The sequence below is a fragment of the Pigmentiphaga sp. GD03639 genome (genome assembly GCF_029845405.1).
Lineage (GTDB): Bacteria > Pseudomonadota > Gammaproteobacteria > Burkholderiales > Burkholderiaceae_B > Pigmentiphaga > Pigmentiphaga daeguensis.
The window spans coordinates 25,902-49,926 of sequence record NZ_JAOCLR010000016.1; the positions used below are offsets into that span (position 1 = coordinate 25,902).

General features: G+C 67.2%; 28 protein-coding genes, 1 other RNA gene and 1 pseudogene. 10 read left to right on the top strand and 20 right to left on the bottom strand.

The genetic code is table 11. The features are described from left to right. Nucleotides 1-5 precede the first annotated feature (5 nt). Genes N5K27_RS17165 through apbC form a run of 3 tightly spaced genes read right to left on the bottom strand, consistent with a single transcriptional unit; the run spans nucleotide 6 to nucleotide 2,314 of the window. Complete coding sequence (locus N5K27_RS17165; RefSeq protein ID WP_279817741.1) at nucleotides 6-659, bottom strand: DUF3306 domain-containing protein; 654 nt, start codon at nucleotides 657-659, stop codon at nucleotides 6-8. Then, nucleotides 656-1,213, bottom strand: a complete 558-nt coding sequence (locus N5K27_RS17170) for a DUF3305 domain-containing protein (RefSeq protein WP_279817743.1) — start codon at nucleotides 1,211-1,213, stop codon at nucleotides 656-658. The genes N5K27_RS17165 and N5K27_RS17170 overlap by 4 nt, the downstream gene beginning before the upstream one ends. A 12-nt stretch (nucleotides 1,214-1,225) precedes the next feature. Further along, entirely contained in the window at nucleotides 1,226-2,314 is a 1,089-nt protein-coding gene (gene apbC, locus N5K27_RS17175) for an iron-sulfur cluster carrier protein ApbC (RefSeq protein ID WP_087837253.1), read from the bottom strand. Between the two features lie 114 nt (nucleotides 2,315-2,428). Here apbC and mobA point away from each other — a divergent pair, with 114 nt between their 5' ends. From mobA to mobB, 3 genes are read left to right on the top strand one after another with little or no spacing between them, the layout of a single operon-like run. After that, on the top strand, nucleotides 2,429-3,016 hold the full coding sequence (gene mobA, locus N5K27_RS17180) for a molybdenum cofactor guanylyltransferase MobA (RefSeq protein ID WP_279817744.1): 588 nt from the start codon (nucleotides 2,429-2,431) through the stop codon (nucleotides 3,014-3,016). A gap of 4 nt (nucleotides 3,017-3,020) precedes the next feature. Further along, nucleotides 3,021-4,313 carry a gephyrin-like molybdotransferase Glp gene (gene glp, locus N5K27_RS17185; RefSeq protein WP_279817746.1) on the top strand — a complete coding sequence of 431 codons (1,293 nt, stop codon included), beginning with the start codon at nucleotides 3,021-3,023 and terminating at the stop codon, nucleotides 4,311-4,313. After that, nucleotides 4,313-4,843 (top strand): molybdopterin-guanine dinucleotide biosynthesis protein B, encoded by a 531-nt coding sequence (gene mobB, locus N5K27_RS17190; RefSeq protein WP_087837250.1) that lies wholly within the window; start codon nucleotides 4,313-4,315, stop codon nucleotides 4,841-4,843. Before glp ends, mobB begins: the two co-directional genes overlap by 1 nt. A 47-nt stretch (nucleotides 4,844-4,890) precedes the next feature. Here the strand turns inward: mobB and N5K27_RS17195 are convergent, their stop codons facing one another. The 3 genes from N5K27_RS17195 to N5K27_RS17205 all read right to left on the bottom strand — a co-directional run bounded on the left by N5K27_RS17195 (nucleotide 4,891) and on the right by N5K27_RS17205 (nucleotide 8,037). Next, complete coding sequence (locus N5K27_RS17195) at nucleotides 4,891-5,793, bottom strand: NAD(P)-dependent oxidoreductase (protein ID WP_087837249.1); 903 nt, start codon at nucleotides 5,791-5,793, stop codon at nucleotides 4,891-4,893. A 264-nt stretch (nucleotides 5,794-6,057) separates the two neighbouring features. Next, nucleotides 6,058-7,560: a tripartite tricarboxylate transporter permease gene (locus N5K27_RS17200; RefSeq protein WP_087837248.1), complete on the bottom strand. Its 1,503-nt coding sequence runs from the start codon at nucleotides 7,558-7,560 to the stop codon at nucleotides 6,058-6,060. Between the two features lie 12 nt (nucleotides 7,561-7,572). Then, entirely contained in the window at nucleotides 7,573-8,037 is a 465-nt protein-coding gene (locus N5K27_RS17205) for a tripartite tricarboxylate transporter TctB family protein (RefSeq protein ID WP_132978955.1), read from the bottom strand. A gap of 314 nt (nucleotides 8,038-8,351) precedes the next feature. Here N5K27_RS17205 and N5K27_RS17210 point away from each other — a divergent pair. After that, nucleotides 8,352-8,504, top strand: a pseudogene (locus N5K27_RS17210) (helix-turn-helix transcriptional regulator); the annotation flags it as partial. A 135-nt stretch (nucleotides 8,505-8,639) separates the two neighbouring features. Here N5K27_RS17210 and N5K27_RS17215 read toward each other — a convergent pair. The 3 genes from N5K27_RS17215 to N5K27_RS17225 all read right to left on the bottom strand — a co-directional run bounded on the left by N5K27_RS17215 (nucleotide 8,640) and on the right by N5K27_RS17225 (nucleotide 11,219). After that, complete coding sequence (locus tag N5K27_RS17215; protein WP_087837245.1) at nucleotides 8,640-9,635, bottom strand: tripartite tricarboxylate transporter substrate binding protein; 996 nt, start codon at nucleotides 9,633-9,635, stop codon at nucleotides 8,640-8,642. An 11-nt stretch (nucleotides 9,636-9,646) separates the two neighbouring features. Continuing rightward, the gene (gene msrA / locus N5K27_RS17220; protein WP_279817751.1) at nucleotides 9,647-10,192 is read right to left on the bottom strand and encodes a peptide-methionine (S)-S-oxide reductase MsrA; all 546 of its coding nucleotides are present in this window, start codon (nucleotides 10,190-10,192) and stop codon (nucleotides 9,647-9,649) included. Nucleotides 10,193-10,292: 100 nt separating this feature from the next. After that, nucleotides 10,293-11,219, bottom strand: coding sequence for a LysR family transcriptional regulator (locus tag N5K27_RS17225; RefSeq protein WP_132978953.1), 927 nt, complete (start codon nucleotides 11,217-11,219; stop codon nucleotides 10,293-10,295). Nucleotides 11,220-11,301: 82 nt separating this feature from the next. On the opposite strand from N5K27_RS17225, the gene N5K27_RS17230 reads away from it, so the two are divergent. From N5K27_RS17230 to N5K27_RS17240, 3 genes are read left to right on the top strand one after another with little or no spacing between them, the layout of a single operon-like run. Next, a complete protein-coding gene (locus N5K27_RS17230) occupies nucleotides 11,302-12,171 on the top strand; it encodes an alpha/beta hydrolase (RefSeq protein ID WP_279817753.1) in 870 nt (289 codons plus the stop codon). After that, complete coding sequence (locus N5K27_RS17235; protein ID WP_132978951.1) at nucleotides 12,168-12,755, top strand: VOC family protein; 588 nt, start codon at nucleotides 12,168-12,170, stop codon at nucleotides 12,753-12,755. Before N5K27_RS17230 ends, N5K27_RS17235 begins: the two co-directional genes overlap by 4 nt. Before the next feature lie 27 nt (nucleotides 12,756-12,782). After that, complete coding sequence (locus tag N5K27_RS17240) at nucleotides 12,783-13,763, top strand: tripartite tricarboxylate transporter substrate binding protein (protein ID WP_279817755.1); 981 nt, start codon at nucleotides 12,783-12,785, stop codon at nucleotides 13,761-13,763. A 22-nt stretch (nucleotides 13,764-13,785) separates the two neighbouring features. On the opposite strand, the gene N5K27_RS17245 is transcribed toward N5K27_RS17240, so the two are convergent. Then, nucleotides 13,786-14,112 carry a c-type cytochrome gene (locus N5K27_RS17245; RefSeq protein ID WP_087837242.1) on the bottom strand — a complete coding sequence of 109 codons (327 nt, stop codon included), beginning with the start codon at nucleotides 14,110-14,112 and terminating at the stop codon, nucleotides 13,786-13,788. A 206-nt stretch (nucleotides 14,113-14,318) separates the two neighbouring features. On the opposite strand from N5K27_RS17245, the gene lgt reads away from it, so the two are divergent. Beyond that, a complete protein-coding gene (gene lgt, locus N5K27_RS17250; RefSeq protein ID WP_087837241.1) occupies nucleotides 14,319-15,104 on the top strand; it encodes a prolipoprotein diacylglyceryl transferase in 786 nt (261 codons plus the stop codon). Nucleotides 15,105-15,126: 22 nt separating this feature from the next. Here the strand turns inward: lgt and N5K27_RS17255 are convergent, their stop codons facing one another. The 8 genes from N5K27_RS17255 to N5K27_RS17290 all read right to left on the bottom strand — a co-directional run bounded on the left by N5K27_RS17255 (nucleotide 15,127) and on the right by N5K27_RS17290 (nucleotide 19,989). After that, entirely contained in the window at nucleotides 15,127-15,867 is a 741-nt protein-coding gene (locus N5K27_RS17255; RefSeq protein ID WP_243724367.1) for an SIMPL domain-containing protein, read from the bottom strand. Between the two features lie 69 nt (nucleotides 15,868-15,936). Continuing rightward, nucleotides 15,937-16,758: a sulfite exporter TauE/SafE family protein gene (locus tag N5K27_RS17260; protein WP_087837240.1), complete on the bottom strand. Its 822-nt coding sequence runs from the start codon at nucleotides 16,756-16,758 to the stop codon at nucleotides 15,937-15,939. A gap of 287 nt (nucleotides 16,759-17,045) precedes the next feature. After that, a non-coding RNA gene (gene ssrS, locus N5K27_RS17265) (6S RNA) lies at nucleotides 17,046-17,226 on the bottom strand. Nucleotides 17,227-17,278: 52 nt separating this feature from the next. Next, nucleotides 17,279-17,581, bottom strand: coding sequence for a cell division protein ZapA (locus tag N5K27_RS17270; protein ID WP_087837239.1), 303 nt, complete (start codon nucleotides 17,579-17,581; stop codon nucleotides 17,279-17,281). Next, nucleotides 17,568-17,870, bottom strand: coding sequence for a hypothetical protein (locus N5K27_RS17275; protein ID WP_279817758.1), 303 nt, complete (start codon nucleotides 17,868-17,870; stop codon nucleotides 17,568-17,570). Before N5K27_RS17275 ends, N5K27_RS17270 begins: the two co-directional genes overlap by 14 nt. Before the next feature lie 124 nt (nucleotides 17,871-17,994). After that, complete coding sequence (panC, locus tag N5K27_RS17280) at nucleotides 17,995-18,837, bottom strand: pantoate--beta-alanine ligase (protein WP_279817760.1); 843 nt, start codon at nucleotides 18,835-18,837, stop codon at nucleotides 17,995-17,997. A gap of 67 nt (nucleotides 18,838-18,904) precedes the next feature. Then, entirely contained in the window at nucleotides 18,905-19,786 is an 882-nt protein-coding gene (locus N5K27_RS17285; RefSeq protein WP_087837236.1) for a ScpA family protein, read from the bottom strand. 11 nt (nucleotides 19,787-19,797) lie between these two features. Continuing rightward, nucleotides 19,798-19,989 (bottom strand): DUF3460 family protein, encoded by a 192-nt coding sequence (locus tag N5K27_RS17290; protein ID WP_087837235.1) that lies wholly within the window; start codon nucleotides 19,987-19,989, stop codon nucleotides 19,798-19,800. 276 nt (nucleotides 19,990-20,265) lie between these two features. On the opposite strand from N5K27_RS17290, the gene N5K27_RS17295 reads away from it, so the two are divergent. Further along, nucleotides 20,266-20,520 (top strand): DUF6356 family protein, encoded by a 255-nt coding sequence (locus N5K27_RS17295; protein WP_087837234.1) that lies wholly within the window; start codon nucleotides 20,266-20,268, stop codon nucleotides 20,518-20,520. Between the two features lie 48 nt (nucleotides 20,521-20,568). Here the strand turns inward: N5K27_RS17295 and metG are convergent, their stop codons facing one another. Further along, nucleotides 20,569-22,632 (bottom strand): methionine--tRNA ligase, encoded by a 2,064-nt coding sequence (gene metG / locus N5K27_RS17300; RefSeq protein WP_279817763.1) that lies wholly within the window; start codon nucleotides 22,630-22,632, stop codon nucleotides 20,569-20,571. Between the two features lie 134 nt (nucleotides 22,633-22,766). Here metG and N5K27_RS17305 point away from each other — a divergent pair, with 134 nt between their 5' ends. Further along, nucleotides 22,767-23,099, top strand: a complete 333-nt coding sequence (locus tag N5K27_RS17305; protein ID WP_279817764.1) for a thioredoxin family protein — start codon at nucleotides 22,767-22,769, stop codon at nucleotides 23,097-23,099. Between the two features lie 12 nt (nucleotides 23,100-23,111). Here N5K27_RS17305 and N5K27_RS17310 read toward each other — a convergent pair whose 3' ends face one another. Next, entirely contained in the window at nucleotides 23,112-24,020 is a 909-nt protein-coding gene (locus N5K27_RS17310; RefSeq protein ID WP_087837231.1) for a LysR family transcriptional regulator, read from the bottom strand. Nucleotides 24,021-24,025 lie beyond the last annotated feature (5 nt).

Consider the following 24,025-nt stretch of genomic DNA (forward strand, 5'->3'; position numbering starts at 1 on the left):
CCCGGCTACCTGGGAGGATCGGGCTCGGGAAAGTCGAAATGCGTCTGGCCGTCGCTGGGCGCTTGGCCTGTGGATGCGCCAGACTCTAGCACGGAACCCCGCGCGCCATCATCGGCCGGCTCCTTGCTTGCGGGGGCGTGGCCGGGCGCCGCATCGCCCGCAGGCGGGGCGGGATCGTCCTGGACCAGGGCCAGCACGCGCGCGCTCACCATCTGCCTGAGCGTGGATGCGGGCAGCTTCTCGGGCGAGGAATAGTCGTCGATGTAGACGTCCAGCCCGTCCATGACGTTGTAGTGCGGGTCGGAGAAAAGTTTCTTGAGCGCGGCCAGCTTGACGTCGGGCTCGACCGCCGGCCGCATGAAGGGCGAGAAATCGGAGTCATGCGTCAGCGCGGCCAGGTCTTCCCGCGTCGGGGCGGGCGCTGCCTTGGCGGCGGTGTCCGGCGCCTGCGTCGCGCCGGCGTCGTGGGCCTCGCCCTGGGGGTGGTCCTGCGGATGCGTGGACGGCGCGGCGGGCACGCCCGGCGAGGCCTCGAGCGGCCCCGGCTCGGCCTCGGGAGCGGAAGCGGCGTCGACCGGCCGTTCGTCCCCCACGCCTGCCCGCGACCGGGCCTTGCGCCGCGACCAGCGGCCGAGGAAGCCTTCGCCGTCGCCGCTCATGGTTCTTCGCCGTGCTTGCGCCGGCCGGTGCTGACCGACGCCGGGTTGCCGAAGCGGTCCTGCAACGGCACGAAGCTGACCGGGCGCCGCTTGCGCTTGGGCTCGGCCACGTAGTGTTGCGCCACGAAGGCCCGCAGCCAGCCCACGACGTCGGCGGGGGCGGGCACCTGTTCGACCGTTTCCTGGGCGTCCAGCAGCCGGCCGGCGTGGTAGTAGCTGAGCGTGACCAGCTCCGGCCGCGCCAGCGGTTCATCGTCCGGGCCCGCCGCTTCCTGCATGCGCCACATCACGAACCAGCAGGGCGCCTCGGTCGTGGCGTTCAGGTAGTAGCCCTCGGCGTCGTCCTTGAACAGCTCGACCGCGAAGCCGGGATGCAGCCACAGTTCGCCGTGCGCGTCCTGGCGCAGCCGGTGGGGCGCGCCGCCGAACGCCGGCTCGTCGGCCACCACGTCCGCCAGGGTCCACCGCCAGGACTGCCACCGGCTCATCGGGCCGTGGACGCGCTCCTTGCGCATGATCACGGCGACGTCGATGCGGGGAGCCTGGCTGGTCATGGCGGCCTCGGGTCAGGAATCGGCGCTGATGGAGATGGTGGGGAACTTGGACGAGAAGTCCTTGTTCCGGGCGGCGATGGCCACGGCCACCTGGCGCGCGACGGTCTTGTACAGGCCGGCGATCTCGCCATCGGGGTCGGCCACCACCGAGGGCCTGCCGCTGTCGGCCTGCAGCCGGATGTTGATGTCCAGCGGCAGCGCGCCCAGGTAGGGCGTGTCGTATTCGGCCGCCATCTTCTTGCCGCCCTCGGCGCCGAAGATGTGTTCGACGTGTCCGCACTGGCTGCACACGTGCACGGCCATGTTCTCGACCACGCCCAGGATGGGCACGCCCACTTTCTCGAACATCTTGATGCCCTTGCGCGCGTCCAGCAGGGCGATGTCCTGCGGCGTGGTGACGATGACGGCGCCGGTCATGGGCACGCGCTGGCTGAGCGTGAGCTGGATGTCGCCGGTGCCGGGAGGCATGTCGACGATCAGGTAGTCGAGGTCTTTCCAGTTGGTTTGCCGCAGCAGTTGCTCGAGCGCCTGCACCGCCATGGGGCCGCGCCAGATCATGGCTTCGTCGTGGGCGACGAGGAAGCCGATGGACATGACCTGCACGCCATAGTTCTCGAGCGGCTCCATGGTCTTGCCGTCGTCGCTGACGGGGCGTGCGTCGATGCCCATCATGAGCGGCTGGCTGGGGCCGTAGATGTCGGCGTCGAGCAGGCCGACGCGCGCGCCTTCGGCCGCCAGGGCCAGGGCCAGGTTGACGGCCGTGGTGCTCTTGCCCACGCCGCCCTTGCCCGAGGCGACGGCGACGATGTTCTTGACGCCCTGCAGCAGCGGCACGCCGCGCTGGACCGCGTGGGCGATGATCTCGCTGCGCACGTTGGCGCTGACGTTGGAGATGCCGGGCACGGTGCGGGCCGCCGCGATCAGCGCGCTGCGCAGGGCGGGGATCTGGCTCTTGGCGGGATAGCCGAGCAGGACGTCGAAGGAGACGTCGCCGCCGTTGATCTCGATGTTCTTGATGGCTCGCGTCGAGACGAAATCCTTGCCGGTATTGGGATCGACGACGGTTTGCAGGGCCTGGAGCAGGGAATCGGATGTGGCCATGGGAAGGGGGCGGACTCGTGAGTGGGAGGCTGCGTATCGCAGGCCGATGAGGGATATTAGACCACCAGCCCGCGGACGGCGAAATCCGCGGGCGCCTCGTCTATACTCAGCCGCATGATCGACAAGGACTCCATTACCGGCCTGATCCTGGCGGGCGGGCGCGGCAGCCGCATGGGCGGTGTCGACAAGGGCCTGCAGAACTACCAGGGCATTCCGATGGCCATGCATGCGCTGCTCAGGCTGGGGCCCCAGGTGGGGCAGGTCCTGGTCAACGCCAATCGCAACCTGGCTGCCTACGAATCCATGGGCGTGCCGGTGTGGCCCGACGCGCTGCCCGACTACGCGGGGCCGCTGGCCGGATTCCTGACCGGGCTCGAGCACTGCGAGACCGCCTACCTGGTCACGGTGCCTTGCGATACGCCGAAGTTTCCCGAAGATCTCGTCGCCCGCCTGGCCGGCGAACTGGAGGCGGCCGGCGCCGAGATCGCCATGGTGGCCACCCGCCAGGACGGCGCCGTGCGGACCCAGCCGGTGTTCTGCCTGCTGCGGGCGGAGCTGCTGGACAGTCTCGTGGCCTTCACCGCCGCGGGGGGACGCAAGATCGACAAGTGGACCGCCACCCATCGCTGTGTCGAGGTCCTCTTCGACGACCCCGCGGCTTTCGCGGGCGCCAACACGATCGCCGAATTGCAGCAGCTCTGATGCCATGAACGACAAGCCCGCCCCCTCGCTAGAAGAAATCTCGTCCTGTGTCAGCGGCTACGACCCGAATGCGCTGCCGGTCGAGCAGGCCCGCGAATTCATCGCCCGGCTGGTGCCGCGCGTGGAGGGCGTGGAGATGCTGGCGTTGCGCTCGGCGATGGGGCGCGTGCTGGCGCGCGACATCGTGTCCGACATCGACGTGCCGGCCCACGACAACTCGGCCATGGATGGCTACGCGTTCTACGGTTCCGACCTGGCCGCCGGCGGCGATACGGCCTTGCAGGTCGTGGGCAGCGGCCTGGCCGGCAATGCCTACACGGGCAGCGTGGCGTCCGGGCAGTGCGTGCGGATCATGACCGGCGCCACCATGCCCGACGGGCTCGATACCGTGATCCCGCAGGAATTCGTCCGCCAGGATGGCGACCGTATCGTCGTGCCCGCGGGCGCGGTCAAGGCCGGCGAGAACCGCCGGCTGGCGGGAGAGGACCTGGCCCGCGGCGACGTGGCCCTGTCCGCCGGCCGCGTGCTGCGCCCGGCGGACCTCGGCATGCTGGCCTCGCTCGGCCGGGCCGAGGTGCCGGTCTGGCGCCGCCTGCGCGTGGCGTTCTTCTCCACCGGCAACGAACTGCGCTCGATCGGCGAGCCGCTCGATCCGGGCTGCGTGTACGACAGCAATCGCTACACGCTGTGGGGCATGCTCCAGCGGCTGGGCGTCGACGTGCTCGACATGGGCGTGGTGCGCGACGATCCGCAGGCGCTCGAGTCCGCGTTCCGCGACGCGGCCGCGCAGGCCGACGTGGTCATCACGTCGGGCGGCGTGAGCGTGGGCGAGGCCGACTACACCAAGGCCATCATGGCCAGGCTGGGCGACGTGCTGTTCTGGCGCATCGCCATGCGGCCGGGGCGCCCCATGGCCATCGGCCGCATCGATACCGGCGGGCGTAGCGCCATCCTGTTCGGCCTGCCGGGCAACCCCGTGGCGGTGATGGTGACTTTCTACGCGCTGGTGCGCGATGCCCTCCTTGCCATGGCAGGCGCGCCGGCCCAGCCGCTGCCCATGCTGCGCGCGGCCAGCGCGGGGGCTATCCGCAAGAAGCCGGGGCGTACCGAATACCAGCGAGGCATCGTCACGCCCGCCGCGAACGGCGGCTGGGAAGTGCGCATCACCGGTTCGCAGGGGTCGGGCATCCTGCGCAGCATGAGCCAGGCCAACGGCCTGGTCGTGCTGGGGCACGAGCAAGGCAACGTGGAGGCCGGCGAGCTGGTCGACGTCCTGCCTTTCGACGGACTGATCTGATGACGCGCGTCCTGGGGCTGGCCGGGTGGAGCGGAGCCGGCAAAACCACATTGCTGACGAGGCTGATTCCCGCGCTGCGGGAGAAGGGCTACAGCGTGTCGACGCTCAAGCACGCGCACCATTCGTTCGACATCGACAAGCCGGGCAAGGACTCCCATCGACACCGCGAGGCCGGTGCCGGGGAAGTGCTGGTCGCATCGGGCAGCCGCTGGGCGCTGATGCACGAACTGCGCGGCCAGGCCGAGCCCCGCCTGGGCGAGCTGCTGAACAAGTTTTCGCCCGTCGATTTCATCCTGGTCGAGGGCTTCAAGCGCGATCCGCACGTCAAGATCGAGATCCACCGCGCCGCCAACGGCAAGCCGTGGCTGTATCCCGACGACGCCAGCATAGGCGCCGTCGTCAGCGACGTGCCTCCCGCGGGCCAGGCATCGCTGCCCTTCGTCGACCTGGACGACCTGCCCGGCATCGCCAACCTGGTCGTGGATCTGGCCTGGCCCATGGAACGAACCTTGGCCGCTCTGCGCGCGTAAACAGACGACCGTTCACCATGCCGGCGCGCGTAAGCGCGTAGGAGGGCCTACCCCAGCCGTTTAATCAGGGATGACGTGTCCCAGCGGCTGCCGCCCATCTGCTGCACGTCGGCATAGAACTGGTCGACCAGGGCCGTCACGGGCAGCCGTGCGCCATTGCTGCGGCTCTCGTCCAGCACCAGGCCCAGATCCTTGCGCATCCAGTCCACCGCGAAGCCGAAGTCGAACTGGCCGTCCACCATGGTCGCGCCGCGGTTTTCCATCTGCCAGCTTTGCGCCGCCCCCTTGGATATGACGTCCAGCACGAGTTTCATGTCCAGGCCGGCCTTCTGTCCGAATGCAATGCCCTCGGACAGGCCCTGCACCAATCCGGCGATGCAGATCTGGTTGACCATCTTGGCCAGCTGGCCGGCACCGGGCTCGCCGACCAGCGTGACGGCCCGCGAGTAGGCCTGCGCCACGGGCTTCATGCGCTCGAACGCGTCGGCATCGCCGCCGCACATCACCGTGAGCACGCCGTTGACCGCGCCGGCCTGGCCGCCCGAGACGGGAGCGTCGATGAAAGCGACTTCCTGGTCCTGGGCCGTGGCGTACAGTTCGCGCGCGACCTTGGCCGAGGCCGTGGTGTGGTCCACCAGCAGCGAGCCGGGCTTCATGCCCGCCAGGGCGCCATCGGCGCCCAGCACGACGCTGCGCAGGTCGTCGTCGTTGCCGACGCACAGGAAGACCATGTCCGCGTCCTGGGCGGCCTCGCGCGGCGTCGGCGCGTGGCTGCCGCCGAACTCCTGTACCCAGTCGCGGGCCTTGGACGGGGTGCGGTTGTAGACCCGGACCGCATGCCCGGCCTGGGCCAGGTGGCCGGCCATGGGAAAGCCCATGACGCCCAGGCCGATGAAGCTGACGTTGAGCGGGGAGGTGCTGTCGTAGGTCTTGGTGCCAATCGATGCCATGCTGATTCTCCATTGCCAGAGGCAAGTGTATAGCGTCCGGGGTGCCTGTTTCCGCCGGATGGCGAAGGTGGGCGGTGCTGCCCTCCAGGGGGGCGCTTTTTCATCCTGGGGCGGCCCGGCAATGAAAAATGGCCCCCACGCTTGCCGCTTCGCGGCGGCGCTGCCCCCCAAGGGGGCGTTTTTCATCTTGGGGCGGCCCGGCAATGAAAAAAGGCGCCCGGAGGCGCCTTTTTTCTTGCAGCCGCCGGAGCGGCTGGTGTGTCGTCAGTCTTCGACGAAGGTTTCTTCGCGCTTCTTGCGGATCGTGGGCGAGGCCACGATCAGCACCAGGATGACGGCGATGACCAGCAGGGTCGCCGACAGCGGGCGGGTCACGAAGGTCGTGAAGTCACCACGCGACAGGAGCAGGGCGCGGCGGAAGTTCTCTTCCATCATGGGACCCAGCACCAGGCCCAGCAGCAGGGGGGCGCCTTCGCACTTCAGCTTGGACCAGATGTAGCCGATCAGGCCGAAGGCTGCCGTCATCCAGATGTCGAACACGTTGTAGTTCAGCGTGTAGACACCGATCGAGCAGATCAGCAGGATGGCCGGGAACAGGATGGGATAGGGCACCTTCAGCAGCTTGACCCAGATACCGATCAGCGGCAGGTTCAGGATCACCAGCATCAGGTTGCCGATCCACATCGACACGATCAGGCCCCAGAACAGGTCCGGGTTGCTGGTCATGACCTGGGGACCAGGCTGGATGTTGTGGATGGTCATGGCGCCGACCATCAGGGCCATGATCGCGTTACCCGGGATACCCAGCGTCAGCAGCGGGATGAAGGAGGTCTGCGAGCCGGCGTTGTTGGCCGATTCCGGACCCGCCACGCCGCGGATGTTGCCCTTGCCGAAGCTGGAGGGATCCTTGGCGAGCTTCTTTTCCACCGTGTACGAGGCGAACGAGGACATCACCGCGCCGCCGCCGGGCAGGATGCCCAGGGCCGAGCCGATGGCCGTGCCGCGGATGATGGCGGGCGCGGCTTCCTTGAGGTCGGGCCAGGTGGGGTACAGGTGGCCGATCTTGTCCAGGAAGACTTCGCGCTCTTCCTTCTGCTCGACGTTGTTGATGATTTCCGAGAAGCCGAACACACCCATGGCGACCGCGGCGAAGTCGATGCCGTCGGTCAGTTCCGGGATGCCGAACGAGAAGCGGGCCACGCCCGAGTTCACGTCCGTGCCGACCATGCCGATCAGCAGGCCCAGCAAGATCATGCAGATGGCCTTGATCAGTGAACCCGACGCCAGCACGACCGCACCGACCAGGCCCAGGCACATCAGCGAGAAGTATTCCGCGGGACCGAACTGGAAGGCCACTTCGGCCAGCGGGGGCGCGAAGGCGGCGATCAGCAGCGTACCCACGCAGCCGGCGAAGAACGACCCGATGGCCGCAATGGCCAGCGCCTGTCCGGCGCGGCCGTTCCGCGCCATCTGGTAGCCATCCAGGCAGGTCACCACCGCGGAGGTTTCACCCGGCAGGTTCACCAGGATGGCGGTGGTCGAACCGCCGTACTGGGCGCCGTAGTAGATGCCGGCCAGCATGATCAGGCCGGCCACCGGGGGCAGCGCGTAGGTGATGGGCAGCAGCATCGCGATGGTCGGAACGGGACCCAAGCCGGGCAGCACGCCCACCAAGGTGCCGATCAGGCAACCGAGAAATGCGTAGATGATGTTCTGAAACGAGAGCGCCGTTTCAAAACCTAGGGCCAAGTGCTCTAACACTTCCATGGATGGCTTTCCTTAGTTCAAACCGAGAAACGAAGGCCACAGCGGGAAGATCAGACCCAGGCCCACAATGAAGATGAGGTGGACGGCGACCACCAGGCAGATGCCGTTGATGATCGCGACCTTCCACTTGAATTCGTGGCTGGCCATGCTGGACAGCAGCACGAGCAGGAACGCCGACACGTACACGCCCAGCGGACGGAGCAGGATGCCGAACAGGACCACGTTGCCCAGGATGATGCCCGTGGTCTTGAGATTGAGTTTCGGGATTTCCGTGGGCTCGGCCTTGGGCGACAGGCCGGAGATGCCGATGATCGCACCGAGGATCGCCAGGATCACGCCCAGCCAGAACGGGAAGTAGCCCGGCCCCATCTTGGCTGCCGTGCCCATCTGGTAATCAACGGCGAACCCGGCAAAAAATAGCCCGAGGAAGACGAACATCACCCCGGACCAGAAATTTTGTTTTGACTGAATGCGCATTGGAAGTGGGCTCCTATCTGACTTCACTTGCAAGGCCGGCATGTTAGCTCACGCGAAGCTGGCGTGAATAACGAAATTGCTCGCAATGAGTCGGGGTTTTCCCGAAAAATGATGGATCGGCACAACTTTGTGCCAAATTGATCCATAGGATGTTCAGACTCCTGTCAGCCTTGACAGCTTTTTCGCATCCGACGTGTCGTGCAGACTTCCCCTGGGGGGCGCGAAGCCCTTCCCACGGCAAGGTTATCCAATGAAGGGGAAGCACGATGAAGGCGATGCACGGGTGGGACGATGGCCAGGAACGCGGCAAGTCTCTGACGCCGCGGGAACGCGAAGTCATGGACCTGCTGGTCGAGGGACGTGCCAACAAGGTGATCGCCGACCGGCTGGGCATATCCATCCGGACGGTCGAGGTCCACCGCGCGCGGGTGCTGGCCAAGCTGGGCGTGCGCAACGCCGTCGAGCTGGTCTGGCGCATGCACACGGACAGGATGGCCGTGGTGGCCGAGATGCAGGGACTGCGGGTGGCCGAGGGCGGAACCGACCGCTGGGACCACCGCGCTGATTGAGCAGAGGGGCCGGACCTGCATCCGGCCCCCTGCTCAGTTCAGCTTGGCGCCCGAGATCCTGACGATCTCGGCGTACTTGCGCAGGTCGGACTGCACCAGCGCGGCCAGCGACGCCGGCGTGCCGGGTTCGGCGTCCGAGCCCATGTCGGCCAGGCGCCGGCGCATGTCGGCGCCGCCGAGCGCCCGCGCGTATTCATTATGGAGTTTTTGCACCACGGCCTCCGGCGTGTGCGCCGGCGCGAAGATCCCGAACCACGTTCCCAGGTCGAAGTCCGGCACGCCGGCCTGCATCATGGTCGGAACCTCGGGCAGCAGGCGCGACCGGGCCGCCGTGGTGACCGCCAGGGCCTTGAGCTTGCCGGCGGCGATGAGCGGCGAGGCGGCCGCGAGATTGTCGAACATGAAGTCCGTCTGTCCGCTCATCAGCGCCACCTGCGCCGGCGTGGCGCCGGCATAGGGGATGTGCGCGGCGAATACGCCGGCACGGGTCTTCAGCAATTCCCCCGCCAGGTGCCCCGCGCTGCCGTTGCCGCCCGAGCCCATGTTGAGCCTGCCCGGGTTGCGCCGGGCGTAGCCGATCAGGTCCTGCACGGTCTGGATGCCCAGCCTGGCGGCCGTGGCGGGGTTCATCACCAGCACGTTGGGCACCGAGGCCACGAGCACGATGGGGGCGAAGTCCTTGACCGGATCGTAGGGAATCGAGGGGAAGAGCGCCGGGTTGATCGCATGCGTGGCGACCGCCCCCATCACCAGCGTGTAGCCGTCGGGCGCCGACTTGGCGACGAGATCGGCGCCGATGTTGCCGCCGGCGCCCGGCCTGTTCTCGACGACCACGGGCTGTCCCAGCGTGGGGCGGATCTTTTCCGCCAGCGCGCGCGCCATGATGTCCAGCGGGCCGCCGGGCGGATACGGGACCACGAAGCGGATGGGGCGCGTGGGATAGGCGGCGTCCTGCGCGGCGGCCGGCGCGGACAGGCAGGCCGCCGCGACCATGGCGCCGCCTGCGAGCAAGGCCCGGCGTCGGTTCATGAGGGGTTCCTTCAGGATTGCTTGAGCTTGTGGGAGAAATTCTTGCGCATCTTGGCCACCTTGGGCGCCACCACGAAGGCGCAATAGCCCTGGCCGGGATTGCGCAGGAAGTAGTCGCGGTGATAGTCCTCCGCCGGCCAGACCGTGGCCGGGGGCAGCAGCCGGGTCACGATGGGCGAGCCGAATACCTGCCGCGCCTCAAGGTCGGCGATCACCTCGCGCGCCGCCGCTTCCTGCGCCGGGGTCTGCCAGAAGATGGCCGAGCGATACTGCGGCCCGACGTCGTTGCCCTGGCGGTCCACGGTGGTCGGGTCGTGCGAGGCGAAGAAGATTTCCAGCAGTTCGTGATAGGTGATGGCAGCCGGATCGTAGGTGACGGTGACCACCTCGATGTGGCCGGTATCGCCGTCGCAGACCTGCTCGTACGTGGGGTTGTCCACGTGCCCCCCGGCATAGCCGGAATCGGCGCGCAGCACGCCCTCGATCTGCTGGAACACCGCTTCGATACACCAGAAGCAGCCACCGCCGAATACGGCCTTGTCGACTTGTGCGGGCATGATCGTCCTCTTCGAGAGAGCCGGCGCCAGGGGCGCCCATGACGATAGTGTATGCGTTCCCTGGGGGCCGACAGGGTGCCATGGATGTCGATTCCGGCGTTCAGGACGCGGCGCGGGGTTGCCGGAACAGCTCTGCGAACAGCTGTCTCAGCCAGACGTTGGCGGCGTCGTGATGCGCGCGTTCGTGCCAGAACATCCGGATCTCGTACGAGGGCAGCGGCACGGGAGGCGGCAGGATGCGCAGCGGCATGGCGCCGGCCAACTGGTCGGCCAGGCCGCTGGGCATCGTGACGACCAGGTCGGACGACGGGATGATGAAGGGAAGGGCGATGAATTCGGGGGCCTCCAGCCCGATGCGGCGCACGATGCCGTGCCGGCGCAGCGCCTCCTCGACGACACGATGGGCCATCGCGCCGGTGCCTGTCACTGCGTGGCGGGCTTCGCGGAAGCCGGCTTCCGTCATGCCGGCGGCGAAGCGCGGATGGTCGGGGGAAACGGCGCACACATAGTGTTCATGGAACAGCAACCGCTGGTGGAAGCCCGCGCTCAGGGCCGTGATATGGCCGACGGCCAGGTCGACCTCGCCGCTCTCGAGCAGGGCCCCGGGCTGGTGGTCGGGCAGCGTGCCGATCTTCAGCGCGATGCCTGGGGCGTGCCGGCGCAAGTGGTCGAGCAGCCTGGGCAGCATGACCATCTGCCCCACTTCATTCATATAGACGCGGAATATCCGCTCGGCCGTGGCCGGGTCGAAGCTGCCGGTATCGCGCAGGGCCTCGCCAAGCGTGGCCAGCGCGGAGCGGGCGGCGTCCGCGATGCGGGCACCCCGCGGCGTGGGCACCATGCCGCCCGGCGTCCGTACGAACAGCGGATCGCCCAGGGTCCTGCGTAGCCGCGCCAGAGAGTGGCTGGCCGCCGATTGGGTCAGGCCCAGCGCATCGGCGGCTTTCGAGACGCTGCCACCCGTGCGCAGCGCATCAAGCAGTTGCAACTGCGTCAATTCCAGTTGGTGGATATGCACAAAGTTCATGAAGAGAATGATCGGCGTGACATTGACAGCATGAGCGCCATTCTAGATCATGGCGTGGCGAATTTTTCCGGAGTCTCGTCCCATGCTCGCCCCCCATCTCCAGGCCCGCTGTCCTTCCGGGGACGTCCAACTGGCATACCGTCTTTTCGGCCCCGGGCCGCGTCCCGCCCAGGCCACGCCCGTCGTGTTCATCCACGGCCTGTCGTACTTCTCGTACGACTGGGTCGATTTCGGCGCGCGGCTGTGCGGCAGCGATCGCGCCGGCTGCGCCATGGACATGCGCGGCTTCGGCGACTCGTCCTTCAGTCCGCAGAAGGACTATTCCATCCCGGCCATGGCTCAGGACGTCGAGAACCTGCTCGATCACCTCGGCTGGCCGCGGGCCGTCCTGGTCGCCCACTCGATGGGCGGACGCAGCGCGACCTGCCTGGCGGCCCGCCGGCCCGAGCGCGTGGCCGCGCTGGTTCTGGTCGACTGGTCGCCCGAGAACGCGCCCGCGGGAAGCCGGCGCGTAGCAATGACCGTGGCCGGCACGCCGGACAGCTTCCCGTCGGTGGATGCCGCCATGCGCCACTTCGGCACCGATCCCGACACGCCCGCCGCCAGCCGGTTGCGCCCGCGTTTCGAAGCCTATCTGCGCGAGGTGCCGGGGGGTTATGCGCTCAAGCGCGATCCCCATTTCCGGGATCAGTTCCGCCGTCAGTTGGAAACCGGCGAGAAGCCGCGGCACGGTGTGGACCTGTGGCGCGCGCTGGGCGACGTCTCCGTGCCGACGCTGGTCTTGCGGGGAACCCGGTCGGACCTGTTCGCGGCCGAGACCCTGCCGGCGGTCCAGGCCTGCAATCCGCGCATACGCACTCGCGAAATCGAGGGCGGGCACCACATCGCCGGCGAGAACCCCGACGGGGTGCTCGAGGCCATCCAGACCTTTCTGTCCCAGGAGTCCCTATGAATTCCTCCGCTCGCAGCTCCGCGCCCATGCGCGGAATCGACCACCTGGCGTTCGTCACCGACGACCTGCCCACCACCATGGATTTCTATACCCGCGTGCTGCAGATGCGCCTCGTGCACGTACGGCGCGTGCCCTTCGAACAGGATCGGGGCCAGCCTCCGTACGACAACCTGCGCCACTACTTCTTCGACATGGGGCACGACCAGTTGCTGGCGTTCTTCGAGTATCCGACCGGGCTGGCGCGCCAGAACCGCGACCTGCCCGGCGGGATGCAGCACGTCGCCTTCCACGTCGAACCCGAGCGGTTCGATGCGCTGCTGGCCCATGTGCGCGGCGCGGGAGTCGACGTCATCGGACCGGTGGCCCTCGGGGGACGTTTCTGGTCCGCTTATTTCTACGACCCCAACGGCATTCGCCTGGAGTTCGCGACCAGCCGCGGGCCGCGGCAGGACGGCGTGGTCGATTCGGTCCTGCAGTCCGAGGACGAGGCCCGCGCCGAACTGGGCACCTTGTTCGCGGATCCGGCCCGGGTCGAATTCTGGCTCGGCCAGATGCCCCTGCGGGAACACGCGGACGCATCCTAGCGCCCGACGACCAGTAAGGAGGAGACCATGCACCGCTATTCCAACAACGCAAGGCGGCGGCTGCTTGCTGCCGCGACAGTCGCCGCGGCTGCCGCGGGCACGCCCTGGCGGACATCCCTGGCCCAGCATGTCGTCCGTCTGCTGGTGGGCTTCCCGCCCGGTGGAGCGATAGACGTGACCGCCCGGGTCTACGCCGAGGCCATGCGCGGCGTGGGGACCTTCGTCGTCGAGAACCGCGCGGGGGCCGCCGGCAACATCGCGGCGACGGCGCTGGCGCAGAGCCGGCCGGATGCTTCGACCGTCATGCTGGCCCCGCTGAATGTGTATTGCATATCGACGGCCCTGTATCGCAGCCTGTCGTTCGAGCCCGCCAGGGATTTCGCGCCGGTCGGCATCGTCGCCACGTTTCCGTGGGTGCTGGCGGTGCATCCCGACGTCCCGGTCAGATCGGTGCAGGAGTTCATCGCCTGGGCCCGGGCGCGGCCCGAGCAGTCCTTGTGCGGTATGGCGGCCGTCGGCAGCGAGGGCCACCTGATGGCATTCGGGTTCAGCCGGAGCGAGAGGTGCCCGGTGACCTTCGTGCCTTACAAGGGCGGCGCGCCCATGGCACAGGATCTCATGGCCGGCCACATTCCGGCGGTGTTCGATCCCATCGTCAACCTGGCGCCGGCACACAAGGCCGGCAAGGTGCGGATACTGGCGGTGACGAGCGCGGAAAGGTCGGCACTCCTGCCCGAGGTGCCGACCTTCGCGGAACTGGGTTATTCGTCGGCGGTGGGCGAGACCTGGATAGGCGCGAGCGTCAGACAGGGTGTTCCGGCCTCGGCGGTGCGGGATCTGTCGACGGCCCTGCTGGCGGCGGGCCGGATCGCCGCGGTGCACGACAAGCTGGCCGCCATCGGCCTGGCGGCCAGGGCCCAGGGGCCCGAGGCCATGGCCGCGGTCTTGGCCTCGGACACACGGCGCTATGCCGGGCTGGTGCGCGAGTTGGGATTGAAGCTGGACTGACGCGCGCCAGTCCGGGGGAACGTCAGTTCTTCAGCGTCAGGATCCACTGAGCCAGCTTGCGCGCCTCGTCGTCATTGACGGCGTTCTGCGCGGGCATGGGAATGGCGCCCCACTTGCGGAAGCTGCCCTTGCGGATGGAGGCGACCAGCTTGTCGGCCGCTTCGGAGTCCGTGGCATAGCGTTGCGCCACGCTTTGATAGGAGGGGCCGACAAGCTTGGCGTCGACGCTGTGACAGGCCATGCAGTTCTTGGCCTTGGCGAGATCGAGTCCGGTGGTCTGCGCTCCGGCGGTCGTGTGCAGGGCGGCCAAGGCCACCAGTGCGCCCAGGCTGAGGGAACGAATGGACATGAAGATTCTCCGTTGGATGCTGCGCGATGCGCGTATTTCTCGACGGGGCAGAGTATATACAAGCGAAGCGGGTGTACACCGGCTCGGATGCCGCCTGCGTCGATCTGTCACAGGGCCTCGGGACAAGGGGCGTTATGATCGCCACTGTTCGACAGACATCGTGGCCGGGCAGACGTCCGGCCTTTCCTTGAAAGGCGCGCGCAAACATGTTGGTTCACCCGCAGTTTTCTCCCATCGCGTTCGAGATCGGACCCCTGGCGGTGCGTTGGTATGGCCTCATGTACCTGGTCGCGTTCCTCCTGGCCTGGACGCTGGGCCGCTGGCGCATCCGCCACGGCAAGACGGCGCTTACGACGCGCGATCTGGACGATCTCCTGTTCTACAGCGTGCTGGGTGTCGTGCTGGGCGGGCGCCTGGGCTATGTCCTGTTCTACAAGCCGGGCTACTACCTGGCGCATCCGCTGGAGATTCTCGCGGTCTGGCATGGCGGCATGTCGTTCCATGGCGGCTTGCTGGGCGTGCTGCTGGTCATGGCGCTGTTCGCGCGCCGGCGCGGTTTCCGTTTCCTGCAGGTAGGCGATTTCGTCGCGACGCTGGTGCCGCTGGGGCTGGCGGCCGGGCGCCTGGGCAATTTCATCAACGGCGAGTTGTGGGGCCGGCCCACGACGGTGCCCTGGGGCATGGTGTTTCCGCAGGCCGGCGACGGCGTGGCCCGCCATCCTTCGCAGCTGTATGAGGTCGGCCTGGAAGGCCTGGCCCTGTTCGCGCTGGTCTGGCTGTTCGCCAGCAAGCCCCGGCCGGTGGGCCAGGTCAGCGGCGTGTTCCTGATGGGCTACGGGTTCTTCCGCTTCATGGTGGAGTACACCCGGGAGCCGGACAGCTTCCTGGGCATCCTGGCGGGGGGGTTGAGCATGGGGCAGTGGCTGTCGCTGCCCATGGTGCTGGTGGGACTGGCCCTGTTCGTCTGGGCGCGCCGGCCGGCGACGGCCTGAGCCGCCGGCCGGCAGGCACGGCCTATTGCAGGTAGACCGTGCCCCGCACCGAGACCGACACCGACGACTTGCCGCCTTCCAGGGGCAGGTCGGCCGCCTTGGCTTCCATGGCGGGAGCCGCCATCGCATAGGCGCGCGGCATGGGCGTGACCGTGCCGCTGCCGCTCAGGTCGAGTTGCTTGACCGCATAGCCGGAGAAGCCGAATGCCTTGGCGGCCTGGGTTGCTCGCGTGGTGAAGGCCTTGGCCGCTTCGGCCAGCAGGCGCTGCTCTTCGGCCTCGCGCGCCTCGCGCGACAGCGAGAACGACACGTTCGACACCGCCATCTGGCGGCTCAGTTCACCGGCCAGCTTGGAGGCGGCGCCGAAGTCCTTGGATTCCAGGATCAGTTCCGCGCGTCCGCGCCAGGTGGTGATGCGCCCGTTGCGATCGGTGTTGGCCCAGACGTTGTAGTTGCCGCTGCGCGCGGTGACCGCGGTGTTGCGCTTGGCTTCGGCCAGCGTGGTCTCGAGCAACTGGTTGAGTTGCTGCGACAGCTTGGCCTGGTCGTTGCCCTCGATCTCGTTGGCGAGCGTGATGGTCACCTTGTCCTGCGCCACTTCCGAGGTGGCGGCGGCCGACAGCGACAGCGTCGGCCGATCGGGCTTGGCGGTGTCCGGCGCGGCCTGGGCGACGGCGATGGACGACATCGCGGCCGAGGCGGCCAGTGCCGCGCCGCACAGGGCGCGGCGCATGGTGGGAGCGAGGGTGGGGCGGTAAGCCATGGTGTGAGTCCTTGTTCTGATTGATGGAAGGGCTGACCACGCGCACCGCGACCCGGACCGCGGCGCCTGTCAGGCCCCCGTCAGCGCGGTGACAGCCTTGTATAGCATATAGGCCGCCAGCAGCATCAGGAGGTAGGCGAAGATGCGCTTGAGCGAACGCACCGGCAGCTTGTGCGCGGTATGGGCACCCACCGGTGCCAGCAGCACGCTCGAAACGATCAACACGATCAGCCCCGGCCAATAGACATACCCGAGCATGCCGGGTTGCCCGCTGGGATGCTGCATGCCTGACCAGATGTAACCCGCGGTATTGGCCAGCGCGATGGGAAAACCCAGCGCCGCCGAGGTGGCGACGGCGTTGTGCAACGGGACGTTGCACCAGGTCATGAAAGGGACGGACACAAAGCCGCCGCCGGCGCCGACCAGTCCGGACAGGAAACCGATGCCGGTTCCCGCGGCGGACGTGCCCAGCGTGCCCGGCATCTGGCGGGTCGGCTTGGGCTTCTTGTCCAGCAGCATCTGGATGGCCGAGTATCCGACGAACAGCGCGAACACCAGCGCCAGCCATCCGGTCTTGAGCGCCGAGAACACCGCCCCGCCCGCGAGCAGCCCGCCGATCACCAGCCCAGGCGCGAACCGCGCCACGATGTCCCACCGCACCGCGCCCCGCTTGTGGTGCGCGCGCACGCTGGAAACCGACGTGAACAGGATGGACGCCATCGACGTCGCGATCGCCGCATGCACCACCAGTTCGGGCGGCAGGCGCTGCCAGGTGAACAGCATGGTCAGGAAAGGCACCATGATCATGCCCCCGCCTATGCCGAGCAGCCCCGCGGCAAAGCCCGTGCAGGCCCCGAGTACGAGCAAGGCAACGATAAACAATGGATCCATGTTGAAGTCTTGACGATAGTTGGTAAATCGGTGGACGCGTCTCTTCTCCCCAAGACGCACCCTTCGTTCTAGTTCTAGCACCGAAAAAAACTACCTCGGCAATGCTTGGTCGAAACCAATCAAGTCGGCATTGACGAACGCCGCCCCCCGCCAGCCTGTTGGTACCCCAGGATGCGGTGGATCCGGCTCCGCCGGTCCACCCGCATCGCCCCCTGGGGGGCGCGCGTAAGCGCGTAGGGGGGGGCAAAAAAGAACCCGGAGCATAACGTATATGCTCCGGGTCGGATAGGATCCCCGCCTGTGTCGCTAGGCCGGCATCTTGAACCGGGGTTCAAGGTGGTCGCGGTCAGCCGCGCTTCGGGTTCGTCTGACGGAGAGACGATCACGCCCGCGGGCAATTTCCACAACCTCATGCCATAAGCATGGGTCCAAGAAATATAAGGCCAAACACGAGCACGGCAGGGAAGACTGATCATACGCGTTTGTGCCGCACAGAAAAGTACCGCACAAACATCAAAACTTAAAACAACTTCTCTTGGGCCCCCAGGGCTGCATCGACCATGCGATGCATGTCTTCAATTTTACGCTTGTAGTCACCGACTGCAAGTCGTGAGTCGGGAGAATTCGCATTCATCAACTCGGCGGCCAATTGCAGCGCCGCCATCACCGCGATGCGTTCGGTGCCCGCGACCTTGCCTCCGGCCTTGATGCGCTGCATGGCGCGATCGACCATGGTGGCCGCGGTCAGCAGCGCTTCCTTTTCGGAAGGTTCGCAAGCCAGCGGGTAGTCCTTGCCGAGGATGGTGACGTCAAGACGTTCCATATAGACTCCGAGCGCCCGGGGCGGCGCTTTCTGATCCAGGAGAGGAAGCGTTGTCCGGCGCATCGGCCTCGCCCTCGACTTCCTCGGCGGGTTCCTCGCCGCCGGGCAGGCGCGCCAATACGCCCTCGACCCGCGACTGCGCGGCGGCCAGCGTATCGCGCAGCACGCGGATGTGCGAATCGCGTTGCGCAAGGCTCTTGCCCAGCGCCACGTTTTCGTCGCGCAGGCTTTGCGTCAGCTCGGTGAGCTGGCGTATGCGGCTGGCGAGAAGGTCGAGATCTTCGATCATGGGCGTATCGTAAACCATCCAGTGCCGGGAATTGTAGCGAACGGCGCGCAGCCGGGGACCCGGCCGCGCAGCGCTGTATCAATTGCTTGCAAGCCTCGCAACCGAGGCCGGATGGCGCGCCCGCCTACAGCTCCAGGTTGTCGATCAGCCGGGTCGTGCCGAGCCTGGCCGCGGCCAGCGCGACCAGCGGCTCGCCGCCTTCGACCTCTTCGCGGCTGGGCGGCAGCAGGTCGCGCTGGCGCCGCACCGAAATGTAGTCCACCTTCCAGCCCCGTCCGTCCAGCGTGGCGACCGCCCCGCGCTCGAGCGCGGCGACGTCGTGGTTGCCGCTGCGCAGGTCGGCCTGCACGCGGCGCAGCGTCGCGTACAGCTGCGGCGCCTCGGCGCGCTGGTCCGCGCTCAGGTAGCCGTTGCGCGAGGACAGGGCCAGGCCGTCGTCCGCGCGTATCGTTTCCTGCGGCACGATCTCGATCGGCAACTGGAACTGCCGGCACATGGCCCGCACCACCATCAGCTGCTGGTAGTCCTTCTTGCCGAACACGGCCACGCGCGGCTGCACACAGGACAGCAGCTTGAGCACGACGGTGGATACGCCGGCGAAGAAGCCGGGGCGGAACTCGCCTTCCAGGATGCCGCCCAGGTCGTCGGGCGGCTGGACGCGGAAGTTCTGCGGCTCGGGGTACATCTCGCGCTCGTCGGGCGCGAACAGCACGTAGACGTTGCGGTCGCGCTCGAGCTTCTCGATGTCGGCGGGCAGCGTGCGCGGATAGCGGTCGAAGTCCTCGTTGGGCCCGAATTGCAGGCGATTGACGAAGATGCTGGCGACGACCGGGTCGCCATGCTGGCGGGCCGTCTTCATCAAGGCCAGATGGCCCTCGTGCAGGTTGCCCATCGTGGGAACGAACGAGACCCGGAGCTGGCCGCGCAGTTGATCGCGCAATTCTTCGATGGTGTGGACGACCTTCATGGCGTTGGATTCGGTAAGGTGGGCTTGGAGGCCGGGGAGGCGGGCGGCCGGGCCGCGCGCCGGGGCCTCAGTGGGTATGGACGGAAGTGAAGGCGAGGCGCACGTAGATCGGCGCGTACGGCTCGGCCTGGGTGATCTCGAGCAGCGACTCGCGTGCCAGTTCCAGCATGGCGATGAAGTGCACGACGATCACCGGCACGCCGGCGCCGTCCTGCACGCGTTCCATGAAGAGTTCGGTGAACTCCATGTAGCGCACGTTCTGCAACCTGCGCAGGATCTGGCTCATGTGATCGCGCACGGACAGTTCCTCGCGCGAGATGTGGTGGTGCGCATTGAGCTTGGCGCGCTTGACGATGTCGGCCCACGCGTCGCGCAGTTCCTCGACGTTGACGTCGGGCAGGCGGCGCACGGTGGTCTGTTCCAGCAGCACCTGGGCCCGCACGAAGTCGCGTCCCAGCTGCGGCAACTGGTCCAGCTTCTGCGCGGCCAGCTTCATCTGTTCGTACTCGAGCAGGCGCCGGACGAGTTCGGCGCGCGGATCCTCGACTTCCTCGTCGGTGTCGGCCTTGCGCACGGGCAACAGCATGCGTGACTTGATCTCGATCAGCAGCGCCGCCATGAGCAGATACTCGGCGGCCAGTTCCAGGTTGTGCTTGCGGATCTGGTCGACGTACGACAGGTACTGGCGCGTGACTTCCGCCATGGGAATGTCCAGTACGTTGAAGTTCTGCTTGCGGATCAGGTAGAGCAGCAGGTCGAGGGGGCCCTCGAAGGTCTCGAGGAAGACCTCGAGCGCATCGGGAGGGATGTACAGGTCTTGCGGCAGCGCGAACAGCGGCTCGCCGTAGAGCCGGGCGATGGCAACGCCGTCGACGACGTCGGGCGTGCTGTCGACCGCGGGTTCAGCCAATGCTGCCAGCCCGTCGTTGGGGGGCGGGGAAGAGCCCATGCGGGAGGTGATCAGTCTTCAGTCTGATAGACATAGGGCTTCTGCGGCACCGTGCCGGCCTTGAAACCTTCGACGAGTTCCGGATCGATGGTCTTGTCCCACAGGCGGGCGCGGCCCTGCTTCTGCTCGCTTTCGAGGTTGGGGCGCTGCTGCTTCAGGTCCTGCAGGAATCGGGTGATGTCGGATTCGTAACTCTTGGCCATGACTAACCTTTGTTCTGGCATGCCGTGCCGCCGGCGCGTGGGCCGTCGGTCGGGACGTCTGCTGTGCACCCGGGAGTTTACTGCACGCCGGGCCGTGGCGCCGGCCGGCGGGCGTCCGGGGCGGTTTGTCCGGGGTGGCGGGGTGATTTTTCTTCATTTTCCCGGATTTGGGGAATGATTTTTATCTTCCGGCCTGGCTTGGACGTAAATTTGCAGTAATTTTGCGGGGCTCAATTGATAAAGTATTCCCCGGTTTCCCTACTTTCCGACATTCCCATGAGCAAATGGTCGTTCACTTCGCATCCCGCTTCCGTGGGTGAGACGTACTTCGAACATCTCGCCGCGTCGTGGGGGTTCGCGTTCCGCATGTTGATGGGCGGCCTGGCGGCCCTGATCCACGGCCTGTTCCCGTTCCTGTGCGTGCGCACCGGTTCGTCCATCATCAAGAACCTGAACGACAAGATGGTGGTGAATCGCGTCAAGGCCGGCCACGCGCCGGCCGGGCAGACGCCGCAAGCCCGGGCGCGCTAGGCCCGGCGGGCGCCGCCCCCCGGGCGAAGGCACGGCCCGCCGCGCCGCCTACCGTACGCGCATGCCGGGCTGGGCGCCCGCCACGGGCTCCAGCACATAGATGCCGGGCTGCGTCTTTTCATCGGCGTGGCTCGCGGCCAGCACCATGCCCTCGGATACCCCGAACTTCATCTTGCGCGGCGCGAGGTTGGCCACCAGCACGGTGAGCTTGCCGACCAGGTCTTCCGGTTTGTAGGACGACTTGATGCCGGAGAATACGTTGCGGGTGCGGCCTTCGCCGGCATCCAGCGTCAGCCGCAGCAGCTTGTCCGAGCCTTCCACGTATTCGCAATTGACGATCCTGGCGATGCGCAGGTCGATCTTGGCGAAGTCGTCGATGGTGATGACGGGTGCGATCTCCTCGCCGCCAGGCGTGGGCGCCGCGGGCGCCGGCGCGGCGGGCGCTTCCAGCAGCGCGTCGAGCAGCTTCGGGTCGACCCGCTGCGCAAGGTGCTTGTAGGGCGCGATGCGCTGCGGCGGCACGACCACGTCGCGCCATTCGAAATCGCGCCCCAGGCCGAACAGCTCGTGCGCCACCCGCCGCGTCAGCTCGGGCAGGACCGGCGCCAGCATGACCGACAGCGCCTTGAAGCCGATCATGGTGCGCGAGCAGATCTCGTGCAGTTCGCGCTTCTTGTCCGCGTCATCCAGCTGCTTGGCCAGCACCCAGGGCTGGGCCGCGTCGAAGGCCTGGTTGATGCGGTCGGCGGTGGCCATGATCTCGCGGATGGCCTTGCCGAACTCGCGCGCCTCGAATGCGTTGCGCACGAGCGTCGCCGCGGCGTTGAGCTCGTTCTCGAGTTCGATGGGCGTCCCGCCTTCATAGCAGAGCTGGCCGTCGAAATGCTTGATCAGGAAGTTCGAGGCGCGGCTGGCGATGTTGACGTACTTGCCGACCAGGTCGCTGTTGACGCGCGCGACGAAGTCCTCGGGGTTGAAGTCCATGTCCTCGACGTGGGCGTTGAGCTTGGCGGCGATGTAGTAGCGCAGCCACTCGGGGTTCATGCCCAGGTCGAGGTAGCGCAGCGGCGAGATGCCGGTGCCGCGGCTCTTGGACATCTTCTCGCCGCTGACGGTGATGAAGCCGTGGACGTGCAGGCCGTCGGGCGTCTTGCGCTGGGCGAAATGCAGCATCGCGGGCCAGAACAGGGCGTGGAAATAGACGATGTCCTTGCCGATGAAGTGGTACTGCTCGGTATCGGACTGCGGATCGAGCAGGGCGTCGAAGTCCAGGCCGGTCTTCTTGCAATAGGCTTTCAGCGAGGCCAGGTAGCCCACCGGCGCGTCGAGCCAGACATAGAAATACTTGCCCGGCGCATCGGGGATCTCGATGCCGAAGTAGGGCGCGTCGCGCGAGATGTCCCAGTCCGCCAGCTTGCCTTCCTCGCCCAGCCATTCGCGGGTCTTGGCGTAGACCTCGGGCTGCAGGCGCGGCGTGCCGTTGCCGTTGACGCTGCCGGTCCATTCCTGCAGGAAGGCGTAGCAGCGCGGGTCGGACAGCTTGAAGAAGAAGTGGTCCGACGTCTTGAGGACGGGCGTGGCGCCGGTCAGGGTGGAATACGGATTGCGCAGGTCGGTGGGGGCGTAGACGGCCCCGCAGACCTCGCAGGAATCGCCGTACTGGTCCTTGGCGCCGCACTTGGGGCATTCGCCCTTGATGTACCGGTCGGCCAGGAACATGCCCTTGACGGGGTCGTAGAACTGCTCGATGGTGCGGGTCTCGATCAGGCCGGCATCGCGCAGTTTCAGATAGATCTGGCGCGACAGCTCGGTGTTCTCGTCGGTGTCGGTGGAGTGCCAGTGGTCGAATGCGATGTGGAAGCCCTGGAGGTACCTGGGGCGTTCGGCGGCGATGCGGGCGACGAGTTCGCGCGGCGTGATGCCTTCGCTTTCCGCCTTCAGCATGATGGGCGCGCCATGGGCGTCGTCGGCGCACACGAAGTGGACCGTATGGCCTTGCATGCGCATGTTGCGGACCCAGATGTCGGCCTGGATGTATTCCATGATGTGGCCGATGTGGAAGGATCCGTTGGCGTAGGGCAGGGCGGTGGTGACGAAGAGTGTGCGCGACATGGGGCGGAAACGAGGGGGCGATGAAAGTATCGAATAAGGGATTTTAGCCGCTGGGGCGGCCGATGGCCGGGCACGGCGCTTGCGCGCGCCGCTTGGCCGCCGTTTTTGCCATACTGGGCGTACAGGAGGCATCCATGTCCATGAACACCGTTTATGCGGCCCGGGAACCCGCCCGGGACGAGATCGACGCCCTGGGCGAGCCCACGGTGCTGGAGTTCGGCGCGCCCTGGTGCGGGCATTGCCTGGCGGCCCAGCCGCTGATCGAGGCCGCCTTCGAGGGACACGCCAAGGTGCGGCACCTGAAGATCGAGGACGGCAAGGGCCGGCCGCTGGGGCGCTCGTTCGGGGTGAAGCTATGGCCCACGCTCGTGTTCCTGGATCGCGGGCGCGAAGTGGCGCGCCTGGTACGCCCCGGCCAGGCGGGGCAGATACGCGAGGCGCTGGCCCTGATCGATCCGCCGGCCTGAAGGCGGGCGCCGTCAGGCGCGCGCCGCGCGGCCGGCGTTGCGCAGCATGTCGTAGAGCAGGTTGGCGGCCGGGGAAAGCGGCCGCCCGTGCTTGGAGATCAGCCCCAGCGTGCGGCTGACGCGCGGCTGCGACAGCGGAATGCCGACCAGGGTCGCGTGCGTGGTCAGGGGCAGGGCCAGTTGCGGGACGGCCGCGACACCCAGGCCGGCTTCCACCATGCCCAGCAGGGTCAGGATATGGCTGACCTCGATGGCGGTTTGCGACCGCTTGCCGCTCTTGGCCAGCGCGGCTTCGATCAGCAGCCGGTTGCCGCTGCCCTTGTCCACGGTCATGACGCGTTCCCGGGTCAGGTCCTCCCAGGTGACCGACTTGCGCCGGGCCAGGGGATGGTCCTTGCGCGCCGCCAAGACGAAGTTTTCCTTGAAGATGGCCTTGAAATCGACCTCGGCCTCCTGGGTGCCGATGAAGTTCACGCCGAAGTCGGCCCGGCCCGAGATGACGGCGTTCAGGACGGTGTTGGCGCCTTCGTCGATGACGCGGACCCGGATGCGCGGGTGCTTGGCGGTGAAGTCGCGCAGCACCGAGGGCAGGAAGTAGTAGGCCACCGACGGCACGCAGGCCACCGTGACCAGGCCGCTGAGCTGCGCCGCGAGGTCGCTCACGCCCAGCATGGCGCTTTCCAGCTCGTCCAGCGCGGCGCGCGAGCGTTCCAGGAACACGCGCCCCACATTGGTGAGCGAAACGTGCCGTGTGGTGCGGTCGAGCAGGCGCGCGCCCAGGATGGCCTCGAGCTTCTCGATGCGCCGGCTGAGCGCGGGCTGCGACAGATGGAGGTCGTCCGCGGCCGCGCGGAAGCTGGAGCGTTCCGCGACCGCGACGAAAGCCTGCAATTCCTGGAGGTCAAAACTGATGCGTGCCATGCATC